This is a genomic window from Paenibacillus sp. FSL R10-2734 (assembly GCF_037963865.1).
In the GTDB taxonomy this organism is placed as follows: Bacteria; Bacillota; Bacilli; order Paenibacillales; family Paenibacillaceae; genus Paenibacillus_AQ.
This window is the reverse complement of the sequence record NZ_CP150170.1, coordinates 657,436-672,614: the sequence shown is the minus strand read 5'-3', so window position 1 is coordinate 672,614 and position 15,179 is coordinate 657,436. Positions and strand designations below refer to the sequence as shown.

15 protein-coding genes and 1 riboswitch are annotated in these 15,179 nt (G+C 41.7%); of the genes, 4 read left to right on the top strand and 11 right to left on the bottom strand.

The window, feature by feature from the left end; genetic code table 11:
- Positions 1-56: 56 nt before the first annotated feature.
- Positions 57-617, bottom strand: coding sequence for a TetR-like C-terminal domain-containing protein (locus tag NSS67_RS03135; RefSeq protein WP_339318258.1), 561 nt, complete (start codon positions 615-617; stop codon positions 57-59).
- 166 nt (positions 618-783) lie between these two features.
- Here NSS67_RS03135 and NSS67_RS03130 point away from each other — a divergent pair, with 166 nt between their 5' ends.
- The gene (locus NSS67_RS03130) at positions 784-2,247 is read left to right on the top strand and encodes a DHA2 family efflux MFS transporter permease subunit (RefSeq protein ID WP_339318257.1); all 1,464 of its coding nucleotides are present in this window, start codon (positions 784-786) and stop codon (positions 2,245-2,247) included.
- A 101-nt stretch (positions 2,248-2,348) separates the two neighbouring features.
- Here NSS67_RS03130 and NSS67_RS03125 read toward each other — a convergent pair whose 3' ends face one another.
- From NSS67_RS03125 to NSS67_RS03110, 4 genes are all read right to left on the bottom strand, one after another.
- Positions 2,349-3,488, bottom strand: coding sequence for a phosphonoacetaldehyde reductase (locus tag NSS67_RS03125; RefSeq protein ID WP_339318256.1), 1,140 nt, complete (start codon positions 3,486-3,488; stop codon positions 2,349-2,351).
- Positions 3,485-3,613 (bottom strand): hypothetical protein, encoded by a 129-nt coding sequence (locus NSS67_RS03120; protein WP_339318255.1) that lies wholly within the window; start codon positions 3,611-3,613, stop codon positions 3,485-3,487. The genes NSS67_RS03125 and NSS67_RS03120 overlap by 4 nt, the downstream gene beginning before the upstream one ends.
- A gap of 250 nt (positions 3,614-3,863) precedes the next feature.
- Positions 3,864-4,625: a DeoR/GlpR family DNA-binding transcription regulator gene (locus NSS67_RS03115; RefSeq protein WP_339318254.1), complete on the bottom strand. Its 762-nt coding sequence runs from the start codon at positions 4,623-4,625 to the stop codon at positions 3,864-3,866.
- A 96-nt stretch (positions 4,626-4,721) separates the two neighbouring features.
- Positions 4,722-6,080, bottom strand: coding sequence for an amino acid permease (locus NSS67_RS03110; RefSeq protein WP_339318253.1), 1,359 nt, complete (start codon positions 6,078-6,080; stop codon positions 4,722-4,724).
- A gap of 134 nt (positions 6,081-6,214) precedes the next feature.
- A riboswitch (glycine riboswitch) is annotated at positions 6,215-6,295 on the bottom strand.
- A gap of 295 nt (positions 6,296-6,590) precedes the next feature.
- Here NSS67_RS03110 and NSS67_RS03105 point away from each other — a divergent pair.
- Together NSS67_RS03105 and NSS67_RS03100 are read left to right on the top strand one after the other, a co-directional pair.
- On the top strand, positions 6,591-7,460 hold the full coding sequence (locus tag NSS67_RS03105) for a hypothetical protein (protein ID WP_339318252.1): 870 nt from the start codon (positions 6,591-6,593) through the stop codon (positions 7,458-7,460).
- A gap of 412 nt (positions 7,461-7,872) precedes the next feature.
- The gene (locus tag NSS67_RS03100; protein WP_339318251.1) at positions 7,873-9,135 is read left to right on the top strand and encodes an S-layer homology domain-containing protein; all 1,263 of its coding nucleotides are present in this window, start codon (positions 7,873-7,875) and stop codon (positions 9,133-9,135) included.
- On the opposite strand, the gene NSS67_RS03095 is transcribed toward NSS67_RS03100, so the two are convergent.
- From NSS67_RS03095 to NSS67_RS03070, 6 genes are all read right to left on the bottom strand, one after another.
- Positions 9,127-10,083 (bottom strand): IS30 family transposase, encoded by a 957-nt coding sequence (locus NSS67_RS03095; protein ID WP_339318250.1) that lies wholly within the window; start codon positions 10,081-10,083, stop codon positions 9,127-9,129. The genes NSS67_RS03100 and NSS67_RS03095 overlap by 9 nt on opposite strands.
- Positions 10,084-10,487: 404 nt before the next feature.
- On the bottom strand, positions 10,488-11,564 hold the full coding sequence (locus tag NSS67_RS03090) for an ATP-binding protein (protein WP_339318249.1): 1,077 nt from the start codon (positions 11,562-11,564) through the stop codon (positions 10,488-10,490).
- A complete protein-coding gene (locus NSS67_RS03085) occupies positions 11,545-12,240 on the bottom strand; it encodes a response regulator transcription factor (protein ID WP_339318248.1) in 696 nt (231 codons plus the stop codon). The genes NSS67_RS03090 and NSS67_RS03085 overlap by 20 nt, the downstream gene beginning before the upstream one ends.
- Before the next feature lie 21 nt (positions 12,241-12,261).
- Positions 12,262-12,840, bottom strand: a complete 579-nt coding sequence (locus NSS67_RS03080) for a TlpA disulfide reductase family protein (protein WP_339318247.1) — start codon at positions 12,838-12,840, stop codon at positions 12,262-12,264.
- A gap of 27 nt (positions 12,841-12,867) precedes the next feature.
- Entirely contained in the window at positions 12,868-13,575 is a 708-nt protein-coding gene (locus NSS67_RS03075; RefSeq protein ID WP_339318246.1) for a cytochrome c biogenesis protein CcdA, read from the bottom strand.
- Positions 13,576-13,633: 58 nt separating this feature from the next.
- Entirely contained in the window at positions 13,634-14,314 is a 681-nt protein-coding gene (locus tag NSS67_RS03070) for a hypothetical protein (protein ID WP_339318245.1), read from the bottom strand.
- A 437-nt stretch (positions 14,315-14,751) separates the two neighbouring features.
- Between NSS67_RS03070 and NSS67_RS03065 the strand changes: the two genes are divergently transcribed.
- The gene (locus NSS67_RS03065) at positions 14,752-14,982 is read left to right on the top strand and encodes a hypothetical protein (protein WP_339318244.1); all 231 of its coding nucleotides are present in this window, start codon (positions 14,752-14,754) and stop codon (positions 14,980-14,982) included.
- Positions 14,983-15,179 lie beyond the last annotated feature (197 nt).

The following is a 15,179-nucleotide window of genomic DNA, read 5'->3' as shown; positions in this document are numbered from 1 at the left end:
CATAGGGGATGGCCCTTTCTTTTATCTCGCTATTTTCTCGGTTGAACTCCTTTGGCCTAACCGGTTACATACCTTCTTTTATACATTAAGGAAATTTGCCCCGCTATGTATTCCGCACTATATTGGGTGCCATCCTTAATCCACCACAAAATAATCCCCAGCAGAGACGCTGCGATAATATCAACGGAGACTACCTCCTTACTGGAATCTATATTTCTCGCGTTTCTTCGTTTTTCGATAGTACTTTTTAGCAGGTTGGTCAAATGGTTTTTGAAGCCTTTGTGCTCAACCAATACTGCGAAAATTTGCCGGTATTCATAAAAATAACTTAAAAATGTGATCAACTGTTCCTGTTCGTTGTTGCTCTGCAAATGTAATAGCGGTTCAACCTTCATGGACAGGTCATCAAAGATTTCATGTACGATCTGGCGTAATAAATCGTTAATATCCTCATAATGCAAATAAAACGTTGCACGATTTAGTTCGGCACGGTTGGCGATCTTTTGGACGGTCAATTGAGAAATTTCCACATTCTCGGCCAATAATGAAAAAACAGCGTTCTTCAGCATCTTTTTCGAGCGAATGGCTCGTGGATCAACCCTCTTGTGTATAGACATTTCATCCCTCGATATCGATTAATTGTCACTTCATCAACTAATTTACCCATTCTGTCGATTAATCGACAGTTTCAATAAAATTGCAAATAGGAATACTGTTTAAATATTGATATGATTTATTTTATCGACACTATGTCTAAAAAGCAATGAAAAGAGGATCTACAGCATGCAAGAAGACACTCAGAAAATCAATAAAGGGATCTTACTAACCATTTTAATATTTGGTTGTTTCTTATCCACACTCAATCAGACACTTTTAAATGTCGCTTTAAGTAGTCTGATGGATGTATTCGATGTCACGGCAACAACCGTACAATGGATTTCAACAGGATTTATGCTGATCAACGGGATATTGATTCCGATTACTGCCTATTTAATGAAACGTTTTACAACACGTCAATTATTTCTAAGTGCCATGTCATTTTTATTATTCGGTTCGATCATTTGTGCAGCGGCGCCGAGCTTTAGCCTGCTCTTAATCGGACGGATGATCCAAGCTGCTGGTGCAGGCATTATAATGCCGCTCATGATGAGTGTTGTGCTCGCGATCTTCCCCGTTGAGAAACGTGGCAGTGCTATGGGACTGCTTGGACTGGCAATGATATTCGCTCCTGCCATTGGACCGACTCTCGCGGGATTTATTGTCGAATATCACTCTTGGCGCTGGTTATTCATCGGCCTCATCCCACTTGTCATCATTGTTATGGTATTGGCGTTCAAATATTTAGTAAATGTATCCGAAACGTCCAAGTCAAAGCTTGATGTGGTAAGTGTTCTTTTATCAACGGTCGGATTTGGCTTGATTTTATACGGCTTCAGTAGTGCAGGCAGTAAAGACTGGGACGATGTGATAGTGATTCTTACCTTAGCGATTGGGATCGCTGTAACGGCCGTATTCTGTATTCGCCAAATCAAGTCTGATGATCCACTGCTAAACCTATCTGTTTTCAAAAATAAAGTCTTTACGCTGACGTCTCTTATTAACGTATTAGTCACGATGATGATGTACGCAGATATGATCTTATTGCCTATTTATCTGCAGAATGGCCGTGGTTTTACAGCCTTTGATGCAGGTCTGCTATTGTTGCCGGGGGCGCTCGTAAATGCGTTCATGTCACCCGTTACCGGTAAATTATATGATCGTTTCGGTGCCAAACCGCTGTTCATTATTGGTTTACTCTTTATTATTCCATCTATGTGGGCGGTAACCGATTTGTCTCAATCGACAACGTATATGTATCTAATGATTCGTACCATTGGCCTGCGAATTGGATTAAGCTTCATCACTATGCCACTTAATACGGCTGGACTAAATGCACTGCCTAAACAACTCGGAACGCATGGTACAGCAGTGAACAATACCGTTCGCCAAATTGCTGGGGCCATTGGTACTGCTGTCGTAATTACGATTTATACAGTGCAAGCAACAAGTCATGCGGCTACGGTGATGCAGAACAATCCCTCTACTACTCCTGAAATCCTTAAATCCCTCGCATCGATTTTGGGGGCAGGTGACGCCTATTACTTTATGATGATTTTATCCATTGCCGCACTTGTTATAACATTATTCATGCCCATGAAAAGTAAGATCATTGTTGAAAAGAAAGCAAACCTAGTAAGCGAGAAATAGACTTCGTTGTAACTAGCAATTGCAGTGTATATGGGAAAAAGCCATTCCTTATACGGAGTGGCTTGAATCTTATTATTAAGAATAAACCGTAAGCTAGTTCGCTAAATGAGGCTTGTAAGCAGCTCCTCCACTTGCGATCTCGACAGCTCGACAGGGTTATTGTTCATTCTCCCCTTCGTAAAAGCCCGCTTTGCCAGCTCATTGACCTGCAACTCCCCAATACCATAAGAACGAAGCTGGTTTGAGATACCGTATTGCTTATAAATGCCGAATATAATCTGCTGTACATCGCCAGCGTTTTTCGCTCCAAAAGCTTCGAGCAGCCGGTCCTTCTCGATAATAGCAGGCTCGTTTAATTTAAAAACAGCCCCCAGCGTAAAGCTTGCAGCAATACCGTGTTCGATGCCGAACATCAGCGTCATCGGATAGGAGATGGAATGGCAAGCCGTCGTCATCGTGTTGCTAAACGCAAGACCCGCATATACACTACCAAGCGCAAGCTGCGCACGTGTCTCCTTACTACGATTTTCTTCCTGCAGCGAAGGCAAATACGTAATAATCCGCTGAATAGCCTGTAGCGCATAGCCTCTCGTAATTGGATTAGTATTCACCGACCAGTACGCCTCTGTCGCATGACACATTGCATCCAGCGCGGTTACAACACTAAGCCTCAGCGGCATTTGCTCAGTCAAGCTCGGCATAATTAACGCGCAGTCTGCATACAGCCTCTTGTCGGACACTGAGTATTTCAAGCCAAGTTCCTTGTCCCATACCGTCGCCCAGCTTGTTACCTCCGAGCCAGTACCAGAAGTAGTTGGTATCCCAATCCACGGAGTAAAGCCAGCTTGAGCGCGATATCGCTCACCCGTTATACCCTGACGCACATCCTCAGTCTGCTTCAGCGAAAGATGCTGCAATGCAGACATCGTCTTCGCCATGTCCATAACACTTCCGCCACCGATGGCGACAATAAGCTCATAATCGAAACCTGCCACCTCTTCTGTCAGACTAAGCACGTCCTTAATATCCGGATTTGACAGCTGCAGCTCCTTCAAGCAAACTTGTTTCCCTTCAAGCGTATCCAAAAGCGGTTGTAAACCATCGCTTTTCTCAACATTTCCACCTCTAGTCAATACGAGAACGCGGCTTATAGAAGCAAACCGCTCCCGGATGGTATCTGCCATGCTCGCAGCACCATACTTATCGAAATACAGTCTGACTGGGTTGTGAAACTGGCTCATAAAGTTGCTTTCTTCCCTTCATTTTCGATTATCCCGATGACTTCTGGAAGCTGGCCGATGGACTCAATAACAAAGTCGGCTCCCGCCCAATCCAATATAACCACCTTACGCTGGTTGGTTGTCATTCTCTTCACCTCTTCGATTCTTATCTGCTTCAACTTGGATTATAATGGAACGTTACTGCAAAATCCAATGCTTTTTGCTGTTTTTACATAAGTTTTACACTTTATTATTTTATTTTGCTGTTTTTAAGTGGGGGGATAAACAAAAAAAGAGTACTCAAATGAGTACTCTTCTGCTTATACTGTGTCTCACAGCTTTCGACATGCAGAATGGCGGACATAATTGCAATTAACCACCTGCTGTTTTATGCGTCTATTGAATGATTTGAATTCCGCGCCCCTCGTACTGAAGTCGTAGCCCGAGATCCAGCTCAATGTCCGTCACTATGGTATCAATCTCGTCAAAGCCACAAATATTCAAGTATGATACGGTCTCGAACTTGCTCGAATCGGCTACGACGATCCGCTTCACCGCATTTTGAATCATGACCTGAATCACCTCGGACTCGCCTTGACGGAAATCGGTCAAGCCCTTATCAAGGGAGATCGCATTGATAGATATAAACGCGACATCAATGTTAAATTTTGATATTTCTTGCTGTATAGAACCCCCGTATAGTGAAAATTCATCGTGATTGAGCACCCCACCAAGTACGATGACATGAAAGCCACTTTTGACTGCCAATATCTCAGCCACCTTAATAGAGTTCGTTATAACGGTTAAACGCTCGAAATGGGCCGCAAGCTGTCTAGCCACTTCAATGTTAGTCGTACCGGCATTCAGAGAAATCGCCTGGTTTTCCTTGACGAACGCCATTGCGTTCGCTGCAAGCTGCTGCTTCTGCTCCAATTGGGCTACTTTTCGCAATGTAAAGTCGCGATTCGTCACCGAATCATCCTTAATGACGGCCCCACCGTGAACTCGCAGTAGTTGACCCATCCCCTCCATATGCTCCAAATCACGTCTAACGGTATCCAATGAAACCCGGAGAAGCACCTTTAAGTCTTTAACCGAAACATTGCCTCTCTGCTTGAGTTCCGCCAAAATAATTTGTTGTCGTTCCGTTGCTAACATATCTCGTCCCCATTTACTGATTTTTTGCGTTATTTTGCCGTTATTTACGCTTCAAGCTTAACAAAAAGCGCATCAACCGTAAAGGGTTCTACTTACTTAACCTTGATTACTTTTTACCTTTTTGCTTCTAATCGAATATAGGATGAATAATAAAACAAACCATAACGGAGTAAACAATAAAGCCGGACGTGTCTCTCCAGCGAATAGCATGATGACCAGTATCCCCGCGAACAAGGTTAAGACAGCATAATTAATACCCGGGGTGAAAGGTGCTTTGAACTTGGATGTAGCCTGTAAGTCTGGCCGAGTTTTCTTATACTTAATATGGCAGATGAGAACAATGCCCCACACCCATATAAAACAAATAGCGCTGATCGTTGTCACGATTCCAAAAGCCTGCTCCGGAATAAGTTTACTCAAAAGAGCCCCTACAGATATGACAATTGTAGAAATGAATAACGAGTTGCTAGGTACATGGTTTTTGTTCAGTTTACCTAAATGAGGTGACGCCTGGTCGCTTCTACTCAAGTTATAGAGAATTCGGCTTGTCGAGAACATTCCACTATTACAAGCGGAAGCAGCTGAGGTTAATACGACAAAATTAATAATCCCTGCAGCGATCGGAATCCCTACTAAACTAAAGGTTTTTACAAAAGGACTCTCTGCCGGACTGAGCTCCGTCCAAGGGTTAATGCATAGCAGGACAAAAAGCGCACCGACATAGAAAAATAAAATCCGCAAAGGAATTTTATTAATCGCCGATGGGATGTTTTTTTCCGGATCCGCTGTTTCCGCTGCCGATACACCCACCAACTCCACACCGACATAAGCAAATACAACCATTTGAAAAGAAAATAAGAAGCCTGATATACCGTTCGGAAAAAAGCCCCCATGCTCCCACAGGTTTCGAATCGTCACCGATCCTGCATCCGTCTTGAACCCTATGATCAGTAAAATGACCCCAAGACCAATTAAGGCAAGAATCGTGATTACTTTAATCAAAGCAAACCAAAATTCGAGTTCTCCAAAACTCTTTACAGTTAATAGATTTAGACCTAACAACACGACAAGACAGGCGATAGCAGGAACCCACTGCGGGATATCAAACCAATACTGCACATATACGCCAACAGCAATGACATCAGCCATGGCCGTCATAATCCAGCAAAACCAATAGGTCCAACCGGTGATGAATGCGACCCGAGATCCAAGATAGTCTTCAGCGATATCGGTAAACGATTGATAGCCCGCTTTAGATAATAGGAGTTCTCCCAATGCTCTCATCACAAAAAACACAGCAATACCCACGATTAAATACGTGATCATGATGGATGGGCCTGCCTTCTCTATCGCCTTGCCTGATCCCAAGAATAATCCTGTACCAATGGTGCCGCCAATAGCGATAAGTTGAACATGCCGATTGGCTAGTTCTCTCTTTAATTCTGGTTGTGCCATTCCTAGTTCCCCCTTGTGAGTACAATAAATTGGAATAAAAAAAGAGAGATTGGATGTCATCCAATCTCCCAGATCGTAAGAATATCAAATAATATTTGCCCTACTGATGGCGATCAGCATGACAAATACATATTCAGTACTCTTCTGTCCTTTTGCCTGAGATTGTGAACCCTTCGGCGCCGCGGAATTTCCGCAGTCTCTCCAGAAGCTGCTCCTGCTAAAGTGTAATCCTTAGCCATCATAGCTCGTGAATTATGAAGTTGATAAAGCGGTAACGCAGTAAAGCTGTTCTGATATTCTAACATATTACTTGTGATATGAGTGTTAATCAGTGATAAATGTCTCTTTGCAGTCCTTGTAGAGTTAACTGGCACGTTATCATGGAGTTGGATCGATATAGCAATATGATCGCGCTCAGTATCATTACATGATGTATAATGTTACTTATTGTTTTACAACACTATTGGCATGGTATTACTGTTGTTATAACTATCTTTGAGGAGGAAGATTATGTTTACTTGTTACACTAAGCAAGACCGATTTGAGACCTACGTTCTAACCAATAAGGAAGGTACCATTTATATCGAAATAGTTCCCGAACGAGGCGCTATTATTAGTAAATATATGCATAATAATGAACCGATTTTTTATCTTGAACAAGAAACATTAGAGGATCCTTCGAAAAATATACGTGGTGGCAATCCTATTTTATTTCCTATTAGTAGTTACCTGGTTGATGAAACTTACTATTACAACGACACACCCTATCATTTAAAACAGCACGGCTTTGCGCGTAATCTAGCAGCTAAGGTAATCCATACTTTTGCTGATGAGCATAGTGCTTCAATCACGCTTGAGATGGTAGATAATGAAGATACCTATGAAAGATACCCTTTTCATTTCAAATTGATTATGCAATATACACTTACCAAGAGTGGGCTAAGTATACAGGCTACCATTCATAATGATGATTATAAAGTAATGCCCTTCTATTTGGGATACCACCCTTATTTCTATGTAGAAAATAAAGACCGTCTCGAAATAAATATTCCTTCGTCTAATTACGATGAAATGGTACCCAATAGTATAGTGCAAAATAAATTAAACTTTAATCAACCTGAATCTACTGCCATTTATGAGCAACTACAATCTAACCAATGTGAAATGATCGATCATGCAAGACAACTGAAAGTGACAATCACCTCAGAAGATGTATATCAGTATATGGTGCTTTGGGCGTTACAAGGAAAACCCTTCGTGTGCATTGAGCCTTGGATGGCTCCTGTAAATGGTATGAACGTTGGAAAAGGCATCCAGCTTGTTGAAGCTAGCCAAGCACATACATCCACCATCCAAATAACGACAGAGTCATTGTCTTAACTATTATTAAAACGTCGATTGAAGCTCCTTTCTTCTTCAAAAATCAAATAGCCACTGAAACTTAAAGTCTCAGTGGCTTAAATCTTTACTATCACATAAGTCACAAGGGTTATGCCGTAACACTAGGTCAGTATACCTCGAACTCATAGATTCTTGCAGCTTGGTTTGTCGTTTGTGTAGGCGTCGTTACGAATGTGAAGTAGAGCATCATACGGTGTATATATGTGAGATTATTTATATTGCATGGCGCTTGTAGGATGTTAAACTTATAAATTACGGTAAATTCATAATACTTCACAATATTTCTAAAAAAAAAGTAGTATCGAGTCGATAATTATCTTAATATAGGCTTGAAAGGATTTCACCGACTAACCCAGACGGTAGAGCCTAAGTCTAATTAGGAGGAATATTTGTGAAAAAGAAATGCTTTGCTTTAATTTTGGTTTTATTAATGTGTACCTCTGGGATTACGGTTTATGCAGAAACGAAGACATCTTCAGATTTTACTGATCTAAAGGATTTAGATGCGGCAACGAAAGCCAAGTTTGATGCATTGATTTTAGCAGGAATTTTTAATGGGGTAAGTGATACTACATTTGGTTTAAAAGACGAAATGAATAGAGCACAATTCGCCAAAGTTGCTGCTTTGATTACCGGCATTGAAGTTAATAAAGACTTAAAAACGTCCTCATTTACTGATGTAAAAGCTGACGACGCAGCTAATGGTTATGCATTACCTTATATTGAGGCAATCAAAAAAGCTGAAATAACAGATGGCTACGGAGAGGGAACATATAACCCTGCAGGAAAGGTTACAAAAGAGCAACTAGCAACATTTCTAGTAAGAATAGTAGGTAAGGATGCAGACGCTAAAGCTCGTACTGGTACAGATGAAACAGTGAGTAATTGGGCACAAGGATATGTTGCAGCGGCTCTAGAATTGAAACTGTTAAGCAATTTAGAGGATGGTAAGTTTGGTGGTCAAGCAAATGCAACACGTGATTTACTAGTTACTGGTGCATACGAAGCGAAAACCAAATATTTGGCACCTACACCAACGCAGACACCTACACCAACACCTACATCAACGCCTACACCTACATCAACGCAAACACCTTCATCAGCGCAAACATCTGCGCCAACACAAACGCCTACACCAACACCAACACCAACACCAACACCAACACCAACACCAACACCAACACCAACACCAACACCAACACCAACACCGACACCTGAACCAACGCAAACACCTGCATCAATGTCTCCACAAGCCGCGTTGGATGCGATTAATGCTTACTACGGTCAGCAAGTTGGCGATGCGCCTGGCCAATTAATATTTGACACTGCTGGAGTAACAGGTGTTACTCAGTTGAACTTAACCGATGTTGATTATGCATTGAGCGTGGACAAGACATCTCCATGGACCGTACTTGAAATTCAAGAGATTGTTAATCAAGTTCATTCAGGACTCGCTTTAACAGCGATCCAGCAATACTTTTTGCCATCTAGCTTAGCGCCTAAGCCTGACGAAACAGTATTTGCCAATGCAGGAATAAACGGAGTAACTGCTGAGAACTTAGAAGAAGTCTTAACTGCTCTGGGATGGGCCTATATTGAATCCAAAAACAATCCATTTGAAACGCCTTTTTCTTTTGACGGTTTGTCAAGCTAAGTGCGACACCTGTTCCATAAAAGATTCGTGAGCAGATTTCCATCCTAGACATTTTCGAGGGCGGTTGTTAATGAGATGGATGGTATGAGCGAGTTCCTCATCAGTAACCTGCCCAAAGTCATGACCTTTTGGAAAGAACTCTCGAAGTAGCCCATTCCCGTTTTCGTTAGATCCTCGTTGCCAGGACGAATAGGGATCGGCAAAGTAGATATCCAGTCCGTGAAAGGTTTCTAGGGCGCTATAGCAGGCGAATTCTTTCCCGCGATCTGTCGTAGCCGTTAGAAAAGTTTTGTGAGGGTACTGGCTAGCAATGACACCGAAAGCGATCTCCATCGAGTGAGCCGTACGGTCTGGCATTTTTAGGGCTAGATACATCCGTGTCTTGCGCTCGATGAATGTGGCGGCACAGGCTCGGCTTTTTCCTCGGCTGGATACAACCGTATCCAATTCCCAATGTCCGAAAGCCTCTCGTTTACGCACCTCTTTAGGGCGCTGGCTAATGGGTTTCCCGATGAGAAAGCGTCCACGTGTCTCCATGGGCTTACGCCGTTTACCCTTATGTCTTAGTACCTTTACTTCACCTGTAGCAAGGCGTCCAGTATAGAGCCAACGGTAGATGGTCTTGAAACAAACGAACGATTTACCGTGAAGTCTCCTATGCTCGGCAATTTGCTCAGGTGACCAAGTCTGCTGTAGGTTTGCTTCCAGTTCGCTGGCTAACTCAAGGGTAAACCGACCCTTTGGTTTACACGATACTCGCCGCTCCGTGTAACTAGCCTGTGCAATCTCTGCGGCGTACGTCTCCCTGCAACTCTCTCTGTTTCGCTCTCTAGCAATGGTGGAGTGATGTCTGCCTAGTTCCTTGCCAATCTGTCGATTGGACCATCCCAAGCGAAGTAAGATTTCTAGCTGACTGCGTTCAGTTATGTTAAGATGTGTGTAGCCCATGGTTTGATTCTCCTGTGTAATGGTTGTTGTGGTGACTCCATTTTACACGAATCTTCCATGGGTGTTTTTTATCTGTCGCACTTCATATTACAATCCGTCTTTTACAAAAAAAGAAATCCAAGACGTGGTTGACTCTGTAAATCCAATAGAGTTGTAGGGAGTAATTATATTTTCGGGAAAATGATTTAACCTAGAACAATAGCGAAGATGAGAGGTTATCTCTTCTTCGCTATTGTTCTTTATGGTTCAATTTACGGTATGACAGACTCTCCTTCGCGAAGACTCAAATACTGTTCTATGGTAGAAGCTTTGTTGCCGTCGCTGTTCACCGTGACGGAGAAATTGAAAGGATTTTTGAAATTCAAGTAAGAAGGGCTCCCAACCCATTGTGACAAAAACACCCCTTATTTTAAGGGTATTGTAAACCAAAAGGAATGCTCATTTCCATCAGACCGCAACCCTGCTTTTCCTTTCTGCTGTTCTATAATTTCCTTCACTAAAGATAGCCCTAATCCTGCCCCCCCCGTATCCCTGCTGCGAGACGAATCTAACCGGTAGAACCTCTCAAAGATTAGAGTTTCTTTTTCTTTAGGGATGGGCTGGCCTAAATTGTTGACAGTAACTTGATAACCAAACTCGTTCCGCGTTCCTCCTATTTTTATCCACCCGCCCTGGTCATATTGCAGAACATTGGTCAAAAGATTATGTAGCACTTGTTTTAGCCCGTCTTCATCCCCGACTACTTGCGCTGCTTCAATATTAGATTGAAGAGAGATCCCTCTACTTTTGAACTCTAATGAAAAGTGATCAATGCAAGACTCAATGACCTTATCTATAGAGAGTACATTCACCTTATTATCATTGGAAATCTTCTTTCCTTGCCATACATTCAATTCATGTAACTGCTCAACCATTCGGGTAATGCGTATCGATTCTTCGTGAAGTGATTGGTAAAGCTCTGCATTGCCCTTAATTACTCCTGCGCTTAAAGCTTCCAAATAGCCATTAATATTGGTTAACGGGGTCCGCAGCTCATGGGCAATATCAGACAGCATTTTTTTTCTTAACTCTTCTACCTGTTTTAATTTCTGGCTTAAATGATTAAAGTCTTCCGTTAACTGTCCAATTTCATCTCGAACCCGAAACGATAATGGTTCTGGCATTTCACCTTGAGCCATTTGTCGTGCAGCACGACCCAATTGCTTAAGCGGAGAAAGCAGCCTCCTGACAAAATAGTAATGGAAGATCCCTGCGATCAACACAGCCAATAGACTTGCTTTAATTAGAAAAGTCTGCATTGTTTGAGTAAAAGAGGCGCTCTCTTCTGGACTCACAGACGGGGAATTAGCAATCAACAAACAGGCAAAGTCTTTCACCGAAACTCCCGCCAACCAGACGGCAATACCAATGACCGCTACGTTGACCAGAGTAAATTTCCACATTATATTTAAACGTAATGGATTATTTTTGAAAAGCAGCAAAGCGATACCCCATTCCTCGAATAGTTTCGATTAGTTCGCTGTCCCCGTCCCACTTCAGTTTTTCTCTCAATCTGCCAATGTGAACATCAATCGACCTTTCAGTTACTGCCTTTTCATTATTGGGATACAGTTCATCAATGATCTGTTCCCTAGTCAGAATTTGATTAGGATGCATCATCAAAAAAAACAAAAGACGAAATTCATGCTGTGTGAGCTTTAGAATTTCTCCTCTGAAGTGCACTTCGCCCCGCAACGCTTTAATGGTTACTCCACGATACGTAATTTTGCTGCATCTCTGGCCTGTCCGCCGCAAAATAGATTCTACCCGTGCAACCAATTCACCTGGACTAAACGGTTTCGTTACATAATCATCTGCTCCCGATTTCAAGCCTTCAATCCGGCTTTGTTCCTCTACTTTAGCCGTTAACATAATAATAGGTATTTGTTCTTTCAAATCTGCACGAATACTCTTGCAGACTTCTTCCCCACTAACTTTCGGAAGCATTAGATCCAGAATAACAAGGCAAGGGTCATATTTTCTAAAGGCATCAAGGGCTTCTTCCCCATCTCCAGCCTCATAAACTTCATACCCTTCTTTCTCCAGGTACAGGACAATCAGCTTACGGATCTTAACATCGTCCTCTACTACCAAAATCCCAGTCCCTTGTACAGCCATTCTAAATACCTCCAACTCCATCTATTGTATCTCTGAAATCATCTTATCCATCATTTCATAATTCATCGGACCTGTAACTTTTTGCTGAATAATGCTTTTCGAATCAATAATATAGCTTGTAGGCAACGAAAAAGTTTGATACGTCATCGCAACTTTATTTTCTTCATCCAATACAACTGGGAATGTAATCTCAAATTCATTTAAAAACTTGGAAATATCGTCTACACTCTTTTCTGATGTTGTCATATTTACAGAAAGAATCGCCACATCTTCATCTTTATATTTATCATAAAATTTTTGCATGTCCGGCATTTCGGCTCTACATGGTGGACACCAGGTTGCCCACATATTGACGATTAACTTTTTTCCTCTAAAATCAGACAGCTTTACACTTTCTCCATCCAGTGTTTTTAGTTCGAACTCAGGGGCAATGTTACCTTTATTAATACCAATGGTCAGTGAAGACATATCCAGCCCCTCTATTACTTGTTCACTGCTAGCCAGACTTGCTTTAACTGCATTATTTTTTTTCATTGTATCGTATATTCCCCAACTAACCAATCCAAGCAGGATTACAATAGCGATTATATTTTTTTTCATAGGAAAGACCATTCCATCCTTTCTTTTTTAAAAAACTGGCGCGAATTGGGAGAGCCATGCACTTAATTTTTGCAATTGCCCCGTAAATAGCATTAAGCCCATCACGATCATAATCCAACCGTTTAGCAAAGATAGACGCGGCAACCATATGTTCACTTTTTTCATAATACCCATAGATTTTGTAATCAAGAACGATATTAGAAGAAAAGGAACGCCTAAGCCCAGCGAATAAAATAGCAGCAAAAACATTCCACTGTACATCGTTTCAGAAGATCCCGCTAACAGCAAAATCGAAGATAAAGCCAATCCGACACAAGGCGTCCAGCCTGTTCCAAATGCGACTCCTACGACAAATGAATTCCATCCGCTCTTAGAACCCTTGGTTTCATGCTGCTTTTGAAACATGAGAAAGCGAAGGTTCAAAATCCCTGCGATCTGTAGACCAAACATAATAATAAGTAAACCGCTAACCTTTTCTATTATCCCTCGATTTGCAGCGAATAATTGTCCTATCATACTGACCGAAGCGCCCATAAGCATGAAAACTACAGTAAAACCAAGGATAAAGAGAATGGAACGAATCATCATTATTCTTTTGGAAACATTAATCTGGCCTCCACTCCCATATGAACCTGTAAGATTAGCAAGATAGGCAGGCAATAACGGAAAAATGCAAGGTGAGAAGAACGATAGTAGCCCAGCCGATATAGCAAATAAAACTGAAATATTGTCCATTTGTAATTCCTCCAGCAAAGTATTCCTGTTAACAATAACGAGAGATTGTTAAGATTCGTTAAAGTTTTTTCTTTCTTACAAAAATTGGTATTAATAAGCAACCTAGAGCAATGGTCAAAAAGATAAGCTGCTCTAAGGAAAATCCCAAGAACACAGCTGTATTAAAGCTATTTAAAAAGTAGCTAAAAATTTGTCCGATGCTGAACCATAGAATCAGTTGATAGATCTCATGTGGTTTTCCAAAACTCTCTTTTCGGCTATACAACCAAATCAGCAGCACAATCGCTAGAACAATTTGACTAAGGTCATACACGAATGATTGTGGATAATTGAAGAAGAGCCTGAAAAGAGAATAAACCAATTTATAAGATACAAATCCTACCGATAGTACCGCTGCATACATCCAAAGGTTAATTTTGTGTTTTCGAGATTGAATAATTAAGAAAATAAGAACAGCGATTGCCGCTAGCAAGATCCCTCGCTTGCCCCCGGAAAAATAAAGAATATAATACGGATTATTTATAACACTGACGGGATTGAAAATAATGACACTAAACTTCCAAATGATGAATGCCCAAAAAAACACATTGGTTATATCCTCTAAAATTGGCTTTTTGATATCAACCTTATCTCTCAACCAGAATTTCATAGCCATATAAGCTGCCAGTGCAGAAAAGGCAAACGCGATCCAATTGTACTTAATAATTAGTGACCCCCAAACAATAGCGTCTTGCATCATGTTTCATCCTCCTTTTACGATATTTTAAAGCCTGATTGTTAAGATTTGATTTACAAGCAAATAACACCGTACGGCTTCTAACCTGGAATTGAAGTTCACCCTTTAGAATTGATATTGGATTAAACCTCTTGTTAATTCGATGAAATTCTAGAGGATGCATTTTTGTGCCAGCGAAAAAGGGTTAGAGGTTTAAGCATTATCCGGAGTCTCTTAAGGTGGAAGCTATTCGATGAGGGGGAGTTACAGCAATATTACAGATCACCTAAAAGTACATGACAAGAAACCAGCTAAAGTTTGAATTAGGAAATACCAGGAAAAAGGAGTAGCATCAATCGAGGATAAACGTGGAGATCCTCATAGGGCCGAAACTGAGCAAGGACGCGAACTACGTCGTCTGTACGAAGAGGAAGATGTCCTAAAAAAGTGGTTACAAAATCTTGAATCGGGGGTTGAAGCGCAAGGATAACGATCCTGATGAGGTGTTGAAACGTAAGATCATAGCGATCAACCAGTACACGTCCCATGCATACCAAGGCATGCTGCCACAGGTTGGAGCCCAAATCAGCATGTCACGCCGAGTGCGATTAGCTTCTTCACCTTCATTCGAGGTAATTTCCACTCTTCCGCTAGTCTCGCACGCCTTCGGCAGTAAGGACTTTGATTTGTAGTGCAGACTCATCCAACGTACGCTATCCTTAAATAAAGTTCGTGTTCCTCAGACGAGAGATTTGCCGCTGGCTTCCTTCAGATTCCACCTCATGATGGACACCCTTGCCTTAATTACTGCCTTCGCAATTCGGGACTTAAACCCTAGAGATAGCGCCCATGCTGGGCGCACACTAAACAAGCTGACCCCTGTTGAATA

Excerpts from the sequence above, each read along its gene's own strand:
- NSS67_RS03135 (WP_339318258.1), bottom strand. The coding sequence starts at position 617 with ATGTCTATACACAAGAGGGTTGATCCACGAGCCATTCGCTCGAAAAAG.
- NSS67_RS03115 (WP_339318254.1), bottom strand. The coding sequence starts at position 4,625 with ATGTTAGCAACGGAACGACAACAAATTATTTTGGCGGAACTCAAGCAG.
- NSS67_RS03130 (WP_339318257.1), top strand. The coding sequence starts at position 784 with ATGCAAGAAGACACTCAGAAAATCAATAAAGGGATCTTACTAACCATT.
- NSS67_RS03080 (WP_339318247.1), bottom strand. The coding sequence starts at position 12,840 with ATGAAAAAAAATATAATCGCTATTGTAATCCTGCTTGGATTGGTTAGT.
- NSS67_RS03125 (WP_339318256.1), bottom strand. The coding sequence starts at position 3,488 with ATGAGCCAGTTTCACAACCCAGTCAGACTGTATTTCGATAAGTATGGT.
- NSS67_RS03075 (WP_339318246.1), bottom strand. The coding sequence starts at position 13,575 with ATGGACAATATTTCAGTTTTATTTGCTATATCGGCTGGGCTACTATCG.
- NSS67_RS03120 (WP_339318255.1), bottom strand. The coding sequence starts at position 3,613 with ATGACAACCAACCAGCGTAAGGTGGTTATATTGGATTGGGCGGGAGCC.
- NSS67_RS03105 (WP_339318252.1), top strand. The coding sequence starts at position 6,591 with ATGTTTACTTGTTACACTAAGCAAGACCGATTTGAGACCTACGTTCTA.
- NSS67_RS03085 (WP_339318248.1), bottom strand. The coding sequence starts at position 12,240 with ATGGCTGTACAAGGGACTGGGATTTTGGTAGTAGAGGACGATGTTAAG.
- NSS67_RS03110 (WP_339318253.1), bottom strand. The coding sequence starts at position 6,080 with ATGGCACAACCAGAATTAAAGAGAGAACTAGCCAATCGGCATGTTCAA.
- NSS67_RS03070 (WP_339318245.1), bottom strand. The coding sequence starts at position 14,314 with ATGATGCAAGACGCTATTGTTTGGGGGTCACTAATTATTAAGTACAAT.
- NSS67_RS03095 (WP_339318250.1), bottom strand. The coding sequence starts at position 10,083 with ATGGGCTACACACATCTTAACATAACTGAACGCAGTCAGCTAGAAATC.